Raw genomic sequence first — 15,182 nt, 5'->3', positions numbered from 1 at the left:
CGCTCACACGCGGGCGGTGAACTTCACTTCGACCAGCTGCTCCGGGAACGCGAGCCGCGGCGTGGCGAGCATCGTGCTCGCGACCTGCGGGTCCGGCCGTCCGTATGCCTCCTTGCGCACCGGTCCGGCCACCGCGAACAGCGCGTCGCAGTCGAGCGCGTAGATGACCTCTTCGACGACGTGGTCCAGCGAGGCGCCGAAGCGCCCCAGCAGTTCGGCGGCATTGGCGTAGCTGCGCCGGAGTTGCTCGCCCATGTTGCCGAAGTCGGTGACCGAGCCGTCGTCGGCGACCGGTGCCGGAGCGACGAGCCGGTCGCCGTCGTGCGACAGCTGGCCGGAGATGTAGATGGTGTCCCCACGCTGGACGGCCTGCACGTAGCCGAAGACGTCTTCCCACGAGACCCCGTGGCGTTCGGTCCGAAACCCCATGCTCATCACGCTCCGATCGTCGAGGCGCCTCGGTGACGCCGAGACGAACGGTATCGACGCTGGTCAACGGGTTGCCAGTCGTTCGCGTGCCAGTTCTGGACAGCATCGTGCCAAGCCGAGGACGGTCCGCTGCCCCGTAATCTGGTTCGAGGTGGACCGGAGGAGCGGCCTTGGTTGCAGCGGACGGCAGGAAGGTCGCGGCGATTCTCGTGCTGCCGCGGCTGATCACGCTGGATTTCAGCATTCCCGCGCACGTGCTGGGCACGCATCCCGGTTACGAACTGCTCGTGTGCGGGACGGGCTCGGAGGCGACCGGGGGAATCCGCCCGACGCACTCCCTCGCCGAGCTGCGACGCGCCGACCTGCTGGTGGTGCCGAGCTACGAGCATCCGGAGCTGCCCGTTCCGGACGAGCACGTGGCGGCGATCCACGGGGTCGCCGAGCGGGGCACCCGGATCGTGTCGGCCTGCACGGGGACGTTCGCGCTGGCGGCCGGCGGGATCTTGGACGGCAGGCCCGCGACCACGCACTGGCAGCACACCGACCTGCTGCGCCGGCGGCATCCGCTGGTCGACGTGGTCGAGAACCGGGTGTTCGTGGAAACCGGGACGGTGGTGACCTCGGCGGGTGCTGGTGCGTTGATCGACGCTTGCCTACACGTGGTCCGGGCCGATTTCGGTGCCACGGCGGCCGATGTGGTCGCGAAGGAACTCGTCTTCTCCTCCGCCCGCGGTTCCACCGAACCGCAGTACGTGGATCCGAACGCCCCTGACCGGGCGGGGCTGCGCGCGACCCGCGAGTGGGTGCTGGAGAACATCCGGGACCCGATCACGGTGCAGCGGATGGCGGATCGCAGCGGGTTTGCCCGGCGGACCTTCATCCGGCGTTTCGAACGGGAGGTGGGGATGCCGCCGATGCGCTGGGTTGCTCGACAGCGAATCCTCAGCGCCCGCAGGCTCCTGGAAACCTCAGACTGGTCCGTGGAGTGCATCGGAGCAAACCGGATTCGGCACCGCGCCGAACCTCCGCGCCCTGTTCCGCAGGGAGGTCGGCACGACGCCCACGGCCTATCACAAGCAGCACGCGCGTCCCGGCGACCCGCTACCGGACGCCGGGACGTTGACTTCCCGCTAGCAGCGCGCATCGCCACGAACGTGGCGTGCGGCTACCCGGCTCCGTGCGGGGATCGCCCCCGCCCGCACGGAGCCGAGACGGCGGCGCACTCCGTCAGCGGAAGGCGGAGGTACCGGTCAGGGCCTGGCCGATGGTGAGGGCGTGCATTTCGCTGGTGCCTTCGTAGGTGAGCACTGATTCCAGGTTGGTCATGTGCCGGATCACCGGGTATTCCAGGGAGATCCCGTTGGCGCCGAGGATGGTGCGGGCGGTGCGGGCCACGTCGAGTGCGCCGCGCACGTTGTCCAGCTTGCCGAAGCTGACCTGCTGCGGCAGCAGGGTTCCGGCGTCCTTGCGCTTGCCGAGGTGCAGCGCGAGCAGTCGCGCGTTGTGCACCCGGACCGCCATGTCGGCGAGCTTCTGCTGGGTGAGCTGGAATCCGGCGAGGGGCTTGCCGAACTGCTCGCGGGTGCCCGCGTAGTCCAGCACCGTCTCCAGGCAGTCGCGGGCGGCGCCGGTGGCGCCCCACACGATGCCGAAGCGCGCCTCGTTCAAGCAGCTCAACGGCCCGCGCAGGCCCACCGCCTCGGGCAGCGCCGCCGACTCCGGCAGCCGGACGCCGTCCAGCACCAGTTCGCTGGTCACCGAAGCGCGCAGCGACAGCTTCTTCTTGAGCTCCGGCGCGGAGAAGCCCGGCGTGTCGGTCGGCACGACGAAACCGCGCACCCCGTCCTCGCTCTGCGCCCACACCACGGCGACGTCGGCGATGCTGCCGTTGGTGATCCACATCTTCCGGCCGTCGAGCACCCAGTCCGAGCCGTCGCGGCGGGCGCGGGTGGTCATCGACGCCGGGTCGGAGCCGTGGTCGGGTTCGGTGAGGCCGAAGCAGCCGATGGCCTCGCCCGCGGCCATCTTCGGCAGCCACTGCTGCTTGTGCTCCTCCGACCCCCAGCGCCAGATCCCGTACATGGCGAGCGATCCCTGCACCGAGACCAGCGACCGCAGCCCGGAGTCGGTGGCTTCCAGCTCCTCGCACGCGACGCCGTAGTCGACGGCGGAGGCGCCCGCGCAGCCGTAGCCCTCCAGGTGCATGCCGAGCACGCCGAGCTTCCCCAGTTCGCGGGCGAGTTCCCTGGCCTGCGGCAGCTCGCCGCGCTCGAACCAGTCGGCCACGTTCGGCCGCACCAGGTCCCGGCACAGGGCGCGCACGCTGTCGCGCAGCGCGAGTTGTTCGGTGGTGAGCTCGGCGTCGATGCCCAGCGGGTCGCGGGGATCGAAGTCGGGTCGGGCGCTCATCGGTGACCTCCTCGGGACGGATCGTCGGACAGCGGCGCCAGCGGAGACGGATCACCGGCCAGCCAGGCGCGTACCTCGTCGGTGTGCTCGCCCAGCCGCGGCGGCGCGAGCGGTTCGGCCACGTCGATACCGGAGAACTCGATCGGCATCCGGGCCTGCGCCACGCCCCCGTCACCGGGGTCGACCACCGGGTTCAGGCCCAGCGATTCGGCGTAGTGCACGGCGCGGGCCAGGTCGTTGACCTGGCCGCAGGCGATGCCCGCGCGGTGCAGCCGGGCCTGCCAGTCGGCGGCTCGGCGCGCGCCGAGCACGTTCTCCAGCGCTTCGACCAGCGCGGCCCGGTTCGCGACCCGTTCGGAGTTCGCGGCGAACCGGGGATCGTCGGCCAGGCCGAGCAGGCCGAGCGCCTCGGTGAACCGGCGGAACTGCTCGTCGTTGCCGACTGCGACGGCCAGCAGCCCGTCCTCGCAGCGCAGCGTTTCGTACGGGGCGATGCTCGGGTGCCGGTTGCCCATCCGCTCGGGGGCGATGCCGGTGGTGAGCAGGCCGCTCATCTGGTTCACCAGGGACCCGAGCAGGCTGGAGAGCAGGTTCACCTCGACGCGCTGGCCCTGGCCCGTGGCGTCGCGCTGCCGCAGCGCGGCGAGGATGCCGAGGCTCAAGTCCTTGCCGGTGAGCACGTCGACGACGGCCACCCCGACCTTCGTCGGCGGCCCGTCCGGTGCGCCGGTGATGCTCATCAGCCCGCCGACGGCCTGCACGACGAAGTCGTAGCCCGGCAGGTCCGCGCCGGGTCCGCTGCCGAAGCCCGAGACGGAGGCGTAGATCAGCCGGGGGTTGAGCTCCAGCGCGGACTCCGGGTCCAGCCCACAGCGGTCGAGCACGCCGGGGCGGAAGTTCTCGACCAGCACGTCGGCGCGGCGGGCGAGTTCCCGCGCGGCGGCCCGGTCCTGCTCGTCGTCGAAGTCGAGCACCACGCTGCGCTTGCTGCGGTTGACGGATTCGAAGTACGCGGAGCTGCGGTCGGTCCACGGCGGTCCCCAGCCGCGGGTGTCGTCACCTGCACCGGGCCGTTCGACCTTGATCACGGTGGCGCCGAGGTCGGCGAGCGCCATCGTCGCGTACGGACCGGCCAGCACCCTGCTGAAGTCCGCCACGACGACACCGTCCATCGGCAGCGCGCGCCCCATCGCTCACCTTCCCGGTTCCCGTTTCCGGTGCTCGCGCGCACCGGTGTTGCGCGATTTCGGAATTGGATCCAATATACAGTGATCGGGCGTCAGGTCAACAAGGTTCGCGCTTATCGAAGGAGTGATCGCGAGGCCGGTGACCGCGACTCCGGACCAGCAGCGACGACCGACCGGCGGGAGCCGATGCCAGCAGACCCGAACCCGCGACCCGACGACCGCGAGGCGGCGCCGCGCGCCGATCTGCGCTGGCACGCGCCGGAAAGACCACCGACGACGCAGGCCTTCGTGTTGGACGCGCTGCGGCGGGCGATCACCACCGGTTCGCTGGCGCCGGGCAGGCCGATCCGCCAGGACGCCATCGCCGCGGAGCTCGGCGTCAGCCGCGTCCCGCTGCGGGAGGCGCTCAAGACGCTGGAAGCCGAGGGGCAGGTGGTCTACCGGCCGCACCGCGGGTACGCGGTGGCCGAGCTGTCGCTGGACGACCTGCTGGAGGTGTACCGGCTGCGCGGGCTGCTGGAATCGGACGCGGCGGCGGTCGCGGCGGGCCGGTTCACCGCGGCGGACCTGGAGGTGATCGGCGAGGCCGCGCGGGACGTGGAGCGCGCGGCCGAGGCGGCCGACCTGGTGGAGATGATCACGGCGAACCGCCGCTTCCACTTCGCGCTGCTGACGCCGTGCGGGATGCCGCGCCTGCTGCGGATCGTGCGGACCTTGTGGGACGCCACCGACGCCTACCGCGCGGTGTACTACAACTCCGAGACCAACCGGGAACGGGTCCGAGCAGAGCACGACGCCATCGTCCGAGCGGCCACCGAAGCCGACGCCGACCGCCTGGTCACCCTCCTCGCCGACCACCGCAACCACGCCGTCGACTCACTCCGCCACACCATCGGCACCCCCATCTGACCCGAACCCCCACCCAAACAACGCACCCCGCAAAACGAAGCCGTGCTCAGCGGCGAAGCCGTGCCGTGGGCGGCGAAGCAAGCCTGCCTGGCGGCCGAAGGCCGTGCCTGTATGTGCGAAGCACATAGCCCACGTCGAAAAGCCCTCACCGGCGGGTTCTCAGCTGTCTTCTCGCGAGGACAGCTTTTTCCCTCGTGGCGGAGCCACTTGGGAAAAAGATCCCGCAGCGAGAAGACAGCTGAGGTTCCGCTACCCGGACACCAGAGCAAAACGAGATCAGGAGTACGAGTAAAACCCCTGGCCGGACTTCTTGCCGTAGTGGCCTGCGTCGACCATGCGCTCCAGCAGCGGCGGCGCGGCGTAGAGCTGTTCCTTGTATTCGCCGTACATCGAGTCGCCGATGGCCTTGAGCGTGTCGAGCCCGACCATGTCGGACAGGGTCAGCGGCCCCATCGGGTGGGCGCAGCCGAGCACCATGCCGTTGTCGATGTCCTCGGCGGTGGCGATGCCGCTCTCGTACATCCGGATCGCGGAGAACAGGTACGGCACGAGCAGCGCGTTCACCACGAATCCGGAGCGGTCCTTGGCGCGGATGCTCTGCTTGCCGAGCCCGTCGGCGGCGAAGGTCTCGATGCGTTGCACGGTTTCTTCGGAGGTGACCAGCGAGGGCACGAGTTCGACGAGCTTGAGCACCGGCACCGGGTTGAAGAAGTGCACTCCGATGACCTGCGCGGGCCGCCGGGTGGCGCCGGCGAGCTTCGCGATGGGGATGGAGGAGGTGTTGGACGCGAGGATCGCGGCGGGGTCGGTGACCACTCGGTCCAGTTCGGCGAACACGCCGGTCTTGAGCTGTTCGTTCTCCGCGATGGCCTCGATGACCAGCTGCCGGTCCGCGAGGTCGGCCAGCGAGGTGGTGAACCGCAGGCGGCCCAGCGTCGCGTCCCGTTCGGCTTCCGCGAGCTTGCCCCGGCTCACCGCGCGGTCCAGGGATTTGGTGATGCGCACCCGGCCGGCTTCGGCGGCGTCTTCGTTGACCTCCGAGACGATGACGTCCAGCCCGCTGCGGGCGCTGACCTCCGCGATGCCCGCACCCATGAGCCCGGAGCCCACCACGCCTACGCGTTCGATTCCCGTCACCACACCGATCCTTCCGTCCTCGACTTCGTCGTCGGGTCGCTGTCGACCAACGCCGCGATGATGTCAGGACGAACGGTTACCGACCGGTACAAGGTGCTGTAGGACACCCGGAAACAGCGGCGGACGAGCCGGGAACGGGCGGTCCGGGAGCGCGGGGCGTCGAGCGGTGCGAGTTCGGTTCAAGAAGTCGGGCCGCACGTTCCCGGCCCGACTTCCCGATTTCCCCCAAGCCCCCCGACTCACACCCTGACCCCCTGGGCGCCGTCATCGTACATCAACGCCGATGGACAGATCCACTGTTTCCGATCATCTGTGTGGATGAACCCGTTCACGACATCGGCGGTGTCACGGAGATCGTGACCCCTTACAGTCGAGACGTGCGGCACCCCTCCGACTCCTCCGACGCCGGTTCCGACGGCGGCCCGGCCTCGGGCAGCTCCATCAGCGTGCACGTGTTCTCCGAGCGCCTGACCGAACTGCTGCAGGGCCAGCCCGACCCGGAGACCGGCAAGCCCTACAGCAGCGAGCGGATGGCCGCGCTGCTGACCGGCCGCGGGGTGCGCATGTCCGGCACGCACATGTGGCACCTGCGCACCGGTCGCGCCGTGCCGCGGCTCACCGAGGTCGTGGCGTTCGCCGAGTTCTTCGGGGTGGGCCTGGACTTCTTCGACCCGGCGATCGCGCCCGAACTGCTGGCGCAGTGGCGCCTGGCCGGGCAGCTGCGCAGCCACGGCGTGGAAGAGGTCGCGCTGCGTCAGCTCACCGACCAGTTCCCCGAGCAGGACCGGCCGCACGTCACCGACGCCATCCTCGGCGTGCTGCAGGGGTTCAAGGCGCTGCGCGCCGCGGACGGACGAGGTGAACCGGACCCGCCGGCTCCGGGGCGGTCGTGAGACTGCTGGTGTGGGACGACGGGAAGAGCTCGGCGTGGAGCGGTTCGCGCCGATTGCTGCGGTGGCGCAGCGGGAAGCGGCTCGACGCGCTCGGCCTGCCGCGCCGGTTCACCGCGCAGCAGCTGCTGGAGCGGGCGCGCGAGCACCTGGGCCGCGACATCTACTTCGCGGCGGTGGAACTGCCGCCGCGCGCTCCGAGCGGCCTGGCGCTGCTGCCGGAGGGCTGCGTGATCATCGTGGCGGACGCGCGCACCACTCGCTGGCACCGCTGGCACATCTGGTTGCATGAGCTGATGCACCTGCTGTGGGGCCACGTCGGGCGTCCGCTGTCCGATCCCGCTCCTGCGCTGCGTTCGCTGTTCGGCGAGCTGCCGCCGGAGGTGCTCGACCGCGTGCTGACCCGCACGGGTTGTTCGGCGCAGGAGGAGGCCGCGGCGGAGATGATGGCCTCGGTCGCGATGCGGCGGATCAGCTCGTGGGAGTCGCCGCAGGCGCAGCAGGTGCCCGACGAGGCGCGGGAGATCCTGCGCCGCTTCCAGTCGACCCTCGGGTGATCCGGTGTTCTCCGTCCTGTACCCGCTGGCCCTGCTGCTGCAGTTGAGCGCGTTCCTCTGGAAGTTGCGCGATTTCCTGCGCGATCCGCGGGATCCGCGGCTGGGCGCGATCACGTTGGCGCTGCTGTTCGTGGCGTCGGGGTTCAACTTCGCCATCCCCGGTGTGTACCTGGCGGTCGGCGCCGCGTCCGGGGTGCCGAACCTGTCGACGCTGGCGGTGTACTCGTCGATCGTGCTGTGCACCGCGTCGTTGCAGGTGTGCTCGGTGAACCTGGCGCGGGACAGGGAGTCGGCGGTGCCCGCGGGCCGGACGCTGGTGCTGGGCACGACGGCGGTGCTGGTCGTGATGGCCCTGCTGTTCGCGGTCGCCCCGGTGCACGACGCGGCGCACGTGCTGGACTTCGACGCGCACTACTCGGGCGTCGCGGAGATCGCCGTCTTCCTCGCGGTGTACTTGGGCGCGTACTCGCTGGGCCTGGTGCGCAGCGCGCTGATCTGCCTGCGGATCCGCCCGCACGCGCGGGATCGCTGGCTGCGGCTGGGGGTGACGCTGGTGCCGATCGGCGTCGCGCTCGGCCTGGGGTATTCGGCGCTGAAGGTCGTCGCGGTCGCGGCCACGTGGCTCGGCGGGGACCTGGCCGTGGTGAGCACGGTGGTGGCGCCGGTCAGCGCGACCGCCGGGGCGAGCGTGATGGCGGTGGGCTACGTGCTGCCGTCGATGCCGCGTCTGCTGCGGCGCTGGCGGGCCCGCCGGTACCTGCGCCCGATGCTGCAGGCGTTGCGCCCGCTGGATCCGGAGCTGGTGCGCAACACCCGGCTGGAGTCGGCGGAGTACCGCTGGCTGATCGCCACCGACGACCTGCTGCGCGAGTTGCGCCCGTACCTGGATCCGCGGGTCGTCGCGGTGGCCGAGCGCCACGCCGACCGCGCCGGCCTCACCGGCGATGAGCGCGCCGCGACGATCGAGGCCGCGCGCATCGCCGCCGGGCTGCGCGCCCACGAAGCCGGTGAGCGGCCCGGTTCGGGCAGCGCCATGATCCGCGAGGACGTCGGCATGGACGGTGCCGAAGCAGCGGTGTGGCGCTTCCCGGAGCAGGATCCGCGGCGTGATCTGGCCGAGGAGCTGCACTGGCTGTGCTTGATCGGCGAGGCCTTCACCGGCCCGCACCCGGTGGTCCGGGACGTGCTGGCCGAACTCGCCCCGGCTCGTCCCACGGCAGGAACGGAATCCCCTTCGTGACCGACCTCTTCACCGCGTCCGATCCGTTCGCCGCGCTCGCCGAGCTGCGCGCCGCGGGCCCGGTGCACCGCGTCCGCACCCCGGACGGCCCGGAGGCGTGGCTGCTCACCCGCTACGCCGACGTGCGCGGCTTGCTCGGCGATCAGCGGCTCGCGCTGAACCGGGAGCACTCGAACGGCGCGGACTACGCGGGTTTCGACCTGCCGCCGCAGCTGGACGCGCACCTGCTCAACAGCGATCCGCCCCGGCACACCCGGCTGCGCCGGGAGATCGCGCCGAGCTTCACCGCGCAGCGGGTGCGAGCGATGGCGCCGGAAGTGCGTGCGGTGGCGGGAGAACTCGCCCGTTCGCTGCCCGCGGACGTGGACCTGGTCGCCGATTTCGCCGTGGTGCTGCCGGTGCGGGTCATCGCCGAGCTGCTGCCGCTGCCCGCCGAGGCGCGGCGGGACTTCGCGGCGTGGGCGGACGCGCTGCTGCGCCACTCCCCCGGTTCGGAGCCGCGCGCGCGGGACACGATGCACGACATGCGGCGGATCATCGGCGGCGCGCTGGGGTCCGCACCGCCGGATGGGACGTTGCTGTCCGGGCTGCTCACCGCTCGCGCCGGAGAGCGGCTCGACTCCGACGAGCTCACCAGCATGGTGTTCTACCTGCTGTTCGTCTGGTACGAGATCATGGTGCACGCGGTGTCGTCGGCGGTGCTGCGCCTGCTCGGGACCGGCGCCTCGCTCGATCAGGGCGTGGAGGAGGTGCTGCGCTTCCACCCGCCGCAGCTGCTCGCCGCTCCCCGCTACGCGCTGGCGGAGCTGACCGTCGACGGCGTCACCGTTCCCGCCGGGGACACGCTGCTGCTGTCGCTGGCCTCGGCGAACCGCGACGAGCACGTCTTCGACGACGCGGAGGCGTTCTCCCCGGAGCGCTCCCCGAACCCGCACCTGAGCCTCGGCCACGGCATCCACGCCTGCCCCGCATCGGCCCTGACCCGGGTGATCGCGGTGGCGGCCGTGGAGGCGCTGCGCGAGGCCCGCCCCGGACTCTCCCTCGCCGTCACCCCGGAGACCGCCACCTGGCGCGGCAACTTCCGCCACCGCGGCCCGGCGACCCTGCCGAGCTCCCCGGGGTGAACGGCTCGCCGCGCCGACTCGCGATGGGCGAGCGGAGGCGTGGCAGGGGCTGTCGTCGCTGATCGCCGCCGGGAAGCGCACCGGTGCCACGGCGCAACGCGGGGGCGCAGGCGTCGGCGGGCGCGTTCGGGGTTGCACCTTCCGCGACGGCATGTGGTCCGGTGGACTCGACGTCCCGATGCCGTGAGGAAGGGTTCCCGCTCGTGCACTCGTCTTTCATGCCGCCCCGTCAGGTCAAGATCGGTGACGCGGCGGCCTTCGTCGGCACCACGCCGCGGGCGATTCGCCACTACCACGAGATCGGCCTGCTCCCCGAGCCGGAGCGGGGTGGCGACGGCCGCCGCCGCTACGGGTACGAGGACATGATCCGCTTGCTGTGGATCCGCAAGATGGCCGACGCCGGCATCGCCCTGGACGACATCCGCACCGCCTCTACCACCGGCGCGGACGGCGAAGCGGGCGTCGCAGGCGTCCTGGAACGGCTGGCGGGGACCCTCGCCGCGCAGGAGGCGGAATTGCGGCGGCAGCGGACCGCCGTGCAGCGGATGCGCACCGAAGGAAGCCGGTTGGGCCTGCTCTCCGACTTCGTCACCGATCGCCTCAAGGGCCTGCCCGCGGACTCCCTGCGCCAGGAGGACCTGGACGGTCTGCTGGTCACCGAGCGGATCTTCGGCCCGCTCGGTGCGGCCGTCCGGGCCACCCGCTTCATCGCGCTGGCCGCGCACCCCGCGCTGCGGGAGGAATCCGACCGCGTCGACGCGGCCGAGGAGGCGCTCGACGACGGCGTCGCCGTCGACGATCCGCGAGTGGCGCAAGTGGCCGCCGAGCGGCACGCCTTCGAGAGCGCCCTGCACGCCGCCATCGAGCGATCCGGTCTGGACGAGGACGACGATGCCCTCTTCGAAGCCTGGGACGCCGCGCACCCCGCCGAGGACGAGACCGACTCCATGAGCGCGTTCGAAGCCACCACCAAGCTGCCCTACGACATCTCCCCGGCCCGGCTGCGCTGCATGGAACTGGCAGAAGAACTCTCCACCCAAGACGCGCCCACCACCTGACCACCTACCTTTGACCTTGGCTTCCCAGGTGATCGTCGCGACCGGTGGTTGTCCTGTCAGCGGCGAAGCCGCTGAGCAGCGACCACCAAAGCAACCTGAGAACCCGCCAAACGACCCCTGCGCAAGCCGGGCGACTCACAGGGGTTGGCAGTGGGGGCAGTGGTAGGTGGTCCTGCCTGCTGTGGTGCTCCGGGTGAGTGCGGTGGTGCAGCGCGGGCAGTGCGGGTCCGGCTCGTCGCGGTGACCGGTGAGCCAGGACGGCCGGTCCGGGACGTGCGCGACCTTCGCGGACTGGCGCAGCACCGCGTGGGCTCGCCTGCTGAGCCGGGAGAGGTCGTCCGAGCTGAGTTCGCGGGTGCCGCGGGCGGGGTGGATGTGCGACTGCCACAGCACCTCGTCGACGGTGAGGTTGCCGAGACCCGCGAGCACCGCCTGGTCCATCAGCGCGGATTTGACGCCGCGCCTGGTGCGGGTGATCCGGCGCCGGTAGTCGGCGGCGGAGGCGGCGAGCGCGTCCGGGCCGAGGTCGCCGAGCAGCGCGTCGACGTCGGCCCGCTCGCGTGCCAGGTGCAGTCCGGTGAGCTTGCGCATGTCCCGGTACCGCAGGTCCCCGCCGTCGCAGCGCAGCAGCACGCGGTCGTGGGCGTGGAGCTCGTCGCCGGGGTCGCACCACAGCAGGCGGCCGGTCATGCCGAAGTGCAGCAGCAGCTGCGGGAACCGCTCACCGGTGGGCAGTGCGAGCCACTTGCCGTGCCGCCACGGGGTGCCGAGCCGCGTTCCGCGCATCGCCGCGCGGAACTCGGATTCCGAGACTCCGCGCAGCACCTGCGCGTCGCGCACTTCGACCTCGTACACGGTCCGCCCCGTCGCGCGCTCGGCGACCCGGCGGAATCCTTCGACGTCCGGCAGTTCTGGCACGGCCCCGGCCTACCCGCGCACTGCCCGCGGCAACCCCGCGCTCAGTTCGGGTCGAGGGCGTGGCGGAGTTGCGCGAGCCAGTCGAGGTGGCCGCGCAGGGCGTCCCGCCCGGACGGCGTGAGCCGGAACCAGGTGCGGGGTTTGCGGCCCACCGAGCCCTTGCGGACTTCGAGGTAGCCGGCGTCTTCGAGGGTGCGGCTGTGCTTGGAGATCGCGGAGTCGCTGACGCCCAGCATGTCGCGGGCGGTCCGGAACTCGACCCAGTCTGCGCCTTGCAGCAGCGCGCACAGCGCCAGCCGGGGTCCGGTCTCGAAGACCGGTTCGCGACCGTCGGCCCGGTCGTCTCCGCTCACGACCGGACCCGGCCTTCTTCGATGTCGCGGGCCATCATCGCCCGGGTCTTGAACTCGGTGGCGACCACGCCGACCGCCAGGATCGGGAGCACCAGCAGCGCGATCACGAGCTGGTCGTGGCGGACCAGCACGGTCACCACCGCGAACCCGACGGCCAAGATCACGAGGCTGATCACCCAGAACGGCCAGGCGCTGGGGTAGGAACCGGACCGCTTGGGGAGGTGGACGCCGGTGCGGCTCCGCCGCCGCCGCGCGTAGAGGGCCGAGCCGAGGGCGATCGCGGCCATCGCCCACTGGAGGTAGTAGCCGCCGTCGGGCAGCCAGGCCGACCAGATCGGGAGGCCGGACACGAGCATCACGACGACGCCGAGCAGCGCCCAGTAGAGCAGGGGGTACTGCGCGTGGGCGGCGAGCTTGCGGCGCACTTCGGCGACCTGGTCGAGCTCGGGTGAATCAGACATCGGGCGGTCTCCCGTCGTGTTGACTTTCTATATGGAAAGTCTACACAGATCGGGAAGTGGATTCCAAGAAGGGGCACTCAAGGCGGCGGCGCGGTCACCTCGACGGCGACGGCGCGGCCAGGTGGGCGGTGAACCACTCGCAGGCCTCCCCGGCGACCCGGTCGAGCGCGCCCGGCTCCTCGAAGAGGTGGGTCGCGCCGTCGACGACGTGGAGCTCGTGCGGCGCGGTGAGCCCGGCGGCGGCCCGGCGGTTGAGCTCCAGCACCTCGGGATCGGCACCGCCCACGATGAGCAGCGTCGGCGCCCGCAGCTCGGCCAGCGGCCCGGTCGCGAGGTCCGGCCTGCCCCCTCGGGACACCACCGCTCGCACCCCGTCGGGCCTGCGCGCGGCGGCGCCGAGCGCCGCGGCGGCACCGGTGCTCGCGCCGAACAGCCCGGCCGGTCGCCCCCACCAGTCGAGGACGCCGAGCACCCGCACCGTGAGCAGCGGGATGTTGAAGCGCATCTCGCCGTGCGCGTCGCGCTCGCACTCCTCGTCGGTGAGCAGGTCCATCAGCAGCGTGCCGAAGCCCGCTTCCTGCAACCGCGCGGCGACCCACCGGTTGCGCTCGCTGTGCCGGGAGGAGCCGCTGCCGTGCGCGAAGATCACCAGCGGCGCCTCGTCGTGCGGCAGCGCCAGGTCACCGGTGAGGGCGCTGGCGCCGTGCACCGCCGGGAGCGAGACCTGCTCAGGCTCCGCCATTCCGCACCCGCTCCGCGTTCTCCTCCGGCGCGGACGACGAGGTCTCCGCCACCTCGCCTTCACCGCTGTCGGCGGACAGGCCGGTGTTCTCGACGTCGGCGCCTTCGAGGACGACGCCCGATTCCTCGTCGATCTCCGCCGACGCGGCGACCCGCTCGCCGGAGGCGCCGTCGGCGACCTCGCGGGCGGCCCGCTCGTCCACGGTCTCGTCGAGCTCGCTCAGCGGCGCTTCGGCGAGGGGTTCGCCGAGGTCGGCACCGGTTTCCGGGCGCTCCTCGGCGAGCCGCTCGTCGAGCGTCTCGCCTGCGCGTTCCTCGCGCGGCGTGGGCCTGGCCGCGGTGGTCTGCGACCAGTGCTCCGGCGGTTCGACGCCCGCTTCCAGCGGGTCGACGCCGAGTTCGTCCTCGTCGAGGTCCCCGGCGGATTGCAGTTCGGCCGGGTCCTGCGGGTCTTCGGGGTCCGGGCCGACCTCGTCGGCCGAGGGCGTCGAAGCATCCAGCGGGTCCGACATCGCGCGCGTCTCCGTTCTCGTGCGGACAGGACATCCGCACCCCGGCTACCCGCGCACGCGCGGGCTAATCCCGGCCGCCCCCGGTGAGCCGACCCACCGGCCGATCAGCGGGTGACGGCCCGCAGGAAGGAGTTCCACCGCTCCCGGTCGACGATCAAGGTGCCGCCGCTGCGGTCCTTGGTGTCCCGGATGCCGACAACGGCAGGAGTCAGCGCGACCTCCACGCAAGCCGCAGCGTTCGACGTGTAGCTGGAGGTGAACCAGCGAGCCTGTTCCAGAGCCACCGGATCACCCTAACCCGGCCAGCTCCCGGTGGATCATCTCCAAGGATTCCTGGCGCCCTGCCGCGCATTTCAACGATTCCGCGTAGGTGGCGCCGAACTGCCCGACCTTGGGCCGATGTTCCATCACAGCGGACGAGGTGACGTTCTCCTGCCAGGCGACTCGCGGAAGGCGTGCGTCCGGGAAGTACAGGATGTGGAACGTCGACGCACCCAACGCACCATGCGCACCGGCACTGAACGGAACGACCCGCACCTCCAGCGTGTCCGGGCACTTCTCGATCATCTCCGCCAGGTGGCGCAATTGCCCTGCCATGACTTCCCGTCCGCCGACCTGCTGCTTCAACGCGCCTTCGCTGAGCACGGCCGTCAGCACGAGTGGGTCATCGTCGGTCAAGCGCTGCTGACGGCGACGTCGGACTTCGACTCGTTGTTCCGCTTCGGAAGTGCGGATGTTGGGGCCGTCGCTGGTGACGACGGCGTGCGCGTACGCCTCGGTTTGCAGCAGTCCGGGAATCAGGAGGCTTTCGTGCGTCTGGACGGATTCCGCGCCGTGCTCGTAGCCGAAGTAGCGCAGGACTTCGGCGGGGAAGATGCCGGAGTACTTCGCCCACCAGCCGCGTCGGCCCGACTCCTCCAGCATCGACCGCAGATCGGCCTGCTCGGCGACGTCGATGCCGTAGACCTGGATCATCGCTTCGAGCTTCGTCTCGGTGAGCCTGCGCTTGCCGTGTTCGAGGTCGCTCAAGAAGTTCTGGGACATGCCGAGCTGCTTGGCCGCGTTGACGGCGGTGAGCCCCACCGAGTCGCGGGCTTCACGCACCCTGGTTCCCAGTTGCCACGCGATGACGGTAGGCGAAAGCGGAGGCATTGCGGTCCTTTCGGCATGACTGGCCCGCTCAGCGTACGAGCCGGTGATCGTTACACGATCAGGGAATACCATTTGAGATATCGCCACCGCTATCGTTCATCGCGG

18 protein-coding genes are annotated in these 15,182 nt (G+C 71.2%); 7 read left to right on the top strand and 11 right to left on the bottom strand.

The features are described from left to right. Nucleotides 1-3: 3 nt before the first annotated feature. The gene (locus BJ969_RS07140; RefSeq protein WP_221315733.1) at nt 4-429 is read right to left on the bottom strand and encodes a Rid family hydrolase; all 426 of its coding nucleotides are present in this window, start codon (nt 427-429) and stop codon (nt 4-6) included. Between the two features lie 170 nt (nt 430-599). On the opposite strand from BJ969_RS07140, the gene BJ969_RS07135 reads away from it, so the two are divergent. Then, a complete protein-coding gene (locus tag BJ969_RS07135) occupies nt 600-1,700 on the top strand; it encodes a GlxA family transcriptional regulator (protein ID WP_221315732.1) in 1,101 nt (366 codons plus the stop codon). Here the strand turns inward: BJ969_RS07135 and BJ969_RS07130 are convergent. Continuing rightward, nucleotides 1,657-2,838, bottom strand: coding sequence for an acyl-CoA dehydrogenase family protein (locus BJ969_RS07130; RefSeq protein ID WP_184478035.1), 1,182 nt, complete (start codon nt 2,836-2,838; stop codon nt 1,657-1,659). The genes BJ969_RS07135 and BJ969_RS07130 overlap by 44 nt on opposite strands. Further along, nucleotides 2,835-4,028 (bottom strand): CaiB/BaiF CoA transferase family protein, encoded by a 1,194-nt coding sequence (locus BJ969_RS07125; RefSeq protein ID WP_184478034.1) that lies wholly within the window; start codon nt 4,026-4,028, stop codon nt 2,835-2,837. The genes BJ969_RS07130 and BJ969_RS07125 overlap by 4 nt, the downstream gene beginning before the upstream one ends. A 183-nt stretch (nt 4,029-4,211) precedes the next feature. Here BJ969_RS07125 and BJ969_RS07120 point away from each other — a divergent pair, with 183 nt between their 5' ends. Beyond that, nucleotides 4,212-4,934, top strand: a complete 723-nt coding sequence (locus tag BJ969_RS07120; protein ID WP_184478033.1) for a GntR family transcriptional regulator — start codon at nt 4,212-4,214, stop codon at nt 4,932-4,934. A gap of 276 nt (nt 4,935-5,210) precedes the next feature. Here BJ969_RS07120 and BJ969_RS07115 read toward each other — a convergent pair whose 3' ends face one another. Beyond that, the gene (locus tag BJ969_RS07115; RefSeq protein WP_343071276.1) at nt 5,211-6,071 is read right to left on the bottom strand and encodes a 3-hydroxybutyryl-CoA dehydrogenase; all 861 of its coding nucleotides are present in this window, start codon (nt 6,069-6,071) and stop codon (nt 5,211-5,213) included. 377 nt (nt 6,072-6,448) lie between these two features. Here BJ969_RS07115 and BJ969_RS07110 point away from each other — a divergent pair, with 377 nt between their 5' ends. The 5 genes from BJ969_RS07110 (at nt 6,449) to BJ969_RS07090 (ending at nt 10,940) form a co-directional block, all read left to right on the top strand. Then, nucleotides 6,449-6,964: a hypothetical protein gene (locus BJ969_RS07110; RefSeq protein WP_184478031.1), complete on the top strand. Its 516-nt coding sequence runs from the start codon at nt 6,449-6,451 to the stop codon at nt 6,962-6,964. Then, nucleotides 6,961-7,518, top strand: coding sequence for a hypothetical protein (locus tag BJ969_RS07105; RefSeq protein ID WP_184478030.1), 558 nt, complete (start codon nt 6,961-6,963; stop codon nt 7,516-7,518). Before BJ969_RS07110 ends, BJ969_RS07105 begins: the two co-directional genes overlap by 4 nt. A 4-nt stretch (nt 7,519-7,522) precedes the next feature. Continuing rightward, the gene (locus tag BJ969_RS07100; protein WP_184478029.1) at nt 7,523-8,758 is read left to right on the top strand and encodes an MAB_1171c family putative transporter; all 1,236 of its coding nucleotides are present in this window, start codon (nt 7,523-7,525) and stop codon (nt 8,756-8,758) included. Next, nucleotides 8,755-9,882, top strand: coding sequence for a cytochrome P450 (locus BJ969_RS07095; protein ID WP_343071275.1), 1,128 nt, complete (start codon nt 8,755-8,757; stop codon nt 9,880-9,882). The genes BJ969_RS07100 and BJ969_RS07095 overlap by 4 nt, the downstream gene beginning before the upstream one ends. A gap of 218 nt (nt 9,883-10,100) precedes the next feature. After that, complete coding sequence (locus BJ969_RS07090) at nt 10,101-10,940, top strand: MerR family transcriptional regulator (protein WP_221315731.1); 840 nt, start codon at nt 10,101-10,103, stop codon at nt 10,938-10,940. 135 nt (nt 10,941-11,075) lie between these two features. On the opposite strand, the gene BJ969_RS07085 is transcribed toward BJ969_RS07090, so the two are convergent. The 7 genes from BJ969_RS07085 to BJ969_RS07055 all read right to left on the bottom strand — a co-directional run bounded on the left by BJ969_RS07085 (nt 11,076) and on the right by BJ969_RS07055 (nt 15,077). After that, the gene (locus tag BJ969_RS07085) at nt 11,076-11,858 is read right to left on the bottom strand and encodes a DNA-formamidopyrimidine glycosylase family protein (protein WP_184478027.1); all 783 of its coding nucleotides are present in this window, start codon (nt 11,856-11,858) and stop codon (nt 11,076-11,078) included. A gap of 41 nt (nt 11,859-11,899) precedes the next feature. After that, the gene (locus BJ969_RS07080; protein ID WP_184478026.1) at nt 11,900-12,211 is read right to left on the bottom strand and encodes a transcriptional regulator; all 312 of its coding nucleotides are present in this window, start codon (nt 12,209-12,211) and stop codon (nt 11,900-11,902) included. Beyond that, nucleotides 12,208-12,672, bottom strand: a complete 465-nt coding sequence (locus BJ969_RS07075) for a hypothetical protein (protein WP_184478025.1) — start codon at nt 12,670-12,672, stop codon at nt 12,208-12,210. Before BJ969_RS07075 ends, BJ969_RS07080 begins: the two co-directional genes overlap by 4 nt. Before the next feature lie 94 nt (nt 12,673-12,766). Continuing rightward, the gene (locus BJ969_RS07070) at nt 12,767-13,414 is read right to left on the bottom strand and encodes a dienelactone hydrolase family protein (protein WP_184478024.1); all 648 of its coding nucleotides are present in this window, start codon (nt 13,412-13,414) and stop codon (nt 12,767-12,769) included. Beyond that, complete coding sequence (locus BJ969_RS07065; protein WP_221315730.1) at nt 13,401-13,925, bottom strand: hypothetical protein; 525 nt, start codon at nt 13,923-13,925, stop codon at nt 13,401-13,403. The genes BJ969_RS07070 and BJ969_RS07065 overlap by 14 nt, the downstream gene beginning before the upstream one ends. Before the next feature lie 104 nt (nt 13,926-14,029). Continuing rightward, on the bottom strand, nt 14,030-14,209 hold the full coding sequence (locus tag BJ969_RS07060) for a DUF397 domain-containing protein (RefSeq protein WP_184478023.1): 180 nt from the start codon (nt 14,207-14,209) through the stop codon (nt 14,030-14,032). Between the two features lie 4 nt (nt 14,210-14,213). Then, on the bottom strand, nt 14,214-15,077 hold the full coding sequence (locus BJ969_RS07055) for a helix-turn-helix domain-containing protein (protein WP_246456702.1): 864 nt from the start codon (nt 15,075-15,077) through the stop codon (nt 14,214-14,216). Between the last annotated feature and the right edge of the window lie 105 nt (nt 15,078-15,182).

The organism is Saccharopolyspora gloriosae (genome assembly GCF_014203325.1).
Taxonomy (GTDB): domain Bacteria; phylum Actinomycetota; class Actinomycetes; order Mycobacteriales; family Pseudonocardiaceae; genus Saccharopolyspora_C; species Saccharopolyspora_C gloriosae.
The sequence above is the reverse complement of the archived record's forward strand: the minus strand, read 5'-3'. Positions and strand labels throughout refer to the sequence as shown.

What these genes read in the sequence shown, in the direction of transcription:
- BJ969_RS07125 (WP_184478034.1), bottom strand. Translation starts at nt 4,028, where the DNA reads ATGGGGCGCGCGCTGCCGATGGACGGTGTCGTCGTGGCGGACTTCAGC.
- BJ969_RS07070 (WP_184478024.1), bottom strand. Translation starts at nt 13,414, where the DNA reads ATGGCGGAGCCTGAGCAGGTCTCGCTCCCGGCGGTGCACGGCGCCAGC.
- BJ969_RS07055 (WP_246456702.1), bottom strand. Translation starts at nt 15,077, where the DNA reads ATGCCTCCGCTTTCGCCTACCGTCATCGCGTGGCAACTGGGAACCAGG.
- BJ969_RS07090 (WP_221315731.1), top strand. Translation starts at nt 10,101, where the DNA reads ATGCCGCCCCGTCAGGTCAAGATCGGTGACGCGGCGGCCTTCGTCGGC.
- BJ969_RS07130 (WP_184478035.1), bottom strand. Translation starts at nt 2,838, where the DNA reads ATGAGCGCCCGACCCGACTTCGATCCCCGCGACCCGCTGGGCATCGAC.
- BJ969_RS07075 (WP_184478025.1), bottom strand. Translation starts at nt 12,672, where the DNA reads ATGTCTGATTCACCCGAGCTCGACCAGGTCGCCGAAGTGCGCCGCAAG.
- BJ969_RS07120 (WP_184478033.1), top strand. Translation starts at nt 4,212, where the DNA reads ATGCCAGCAGACCCGAACCCGCGACCCGACGACCGCGAGGCGGCGCCG.
- BJ969_RS07140 (WP_221315733.1), bottom strand. Translation starts at nt 429, where the DNA reads ATGGGGTTTCGGACCGAACGCCACGGGGTCTCGTGGGAAGACGTCTTC.
- BJ969_RS07065 (WP_221315730.1), bottom strand. Translation starts at nt 13,925, where the DNA reads ATGTCGGACCCGCTGGATGCTTCGACGCCCTCGGCCGACGAGGTCGGC.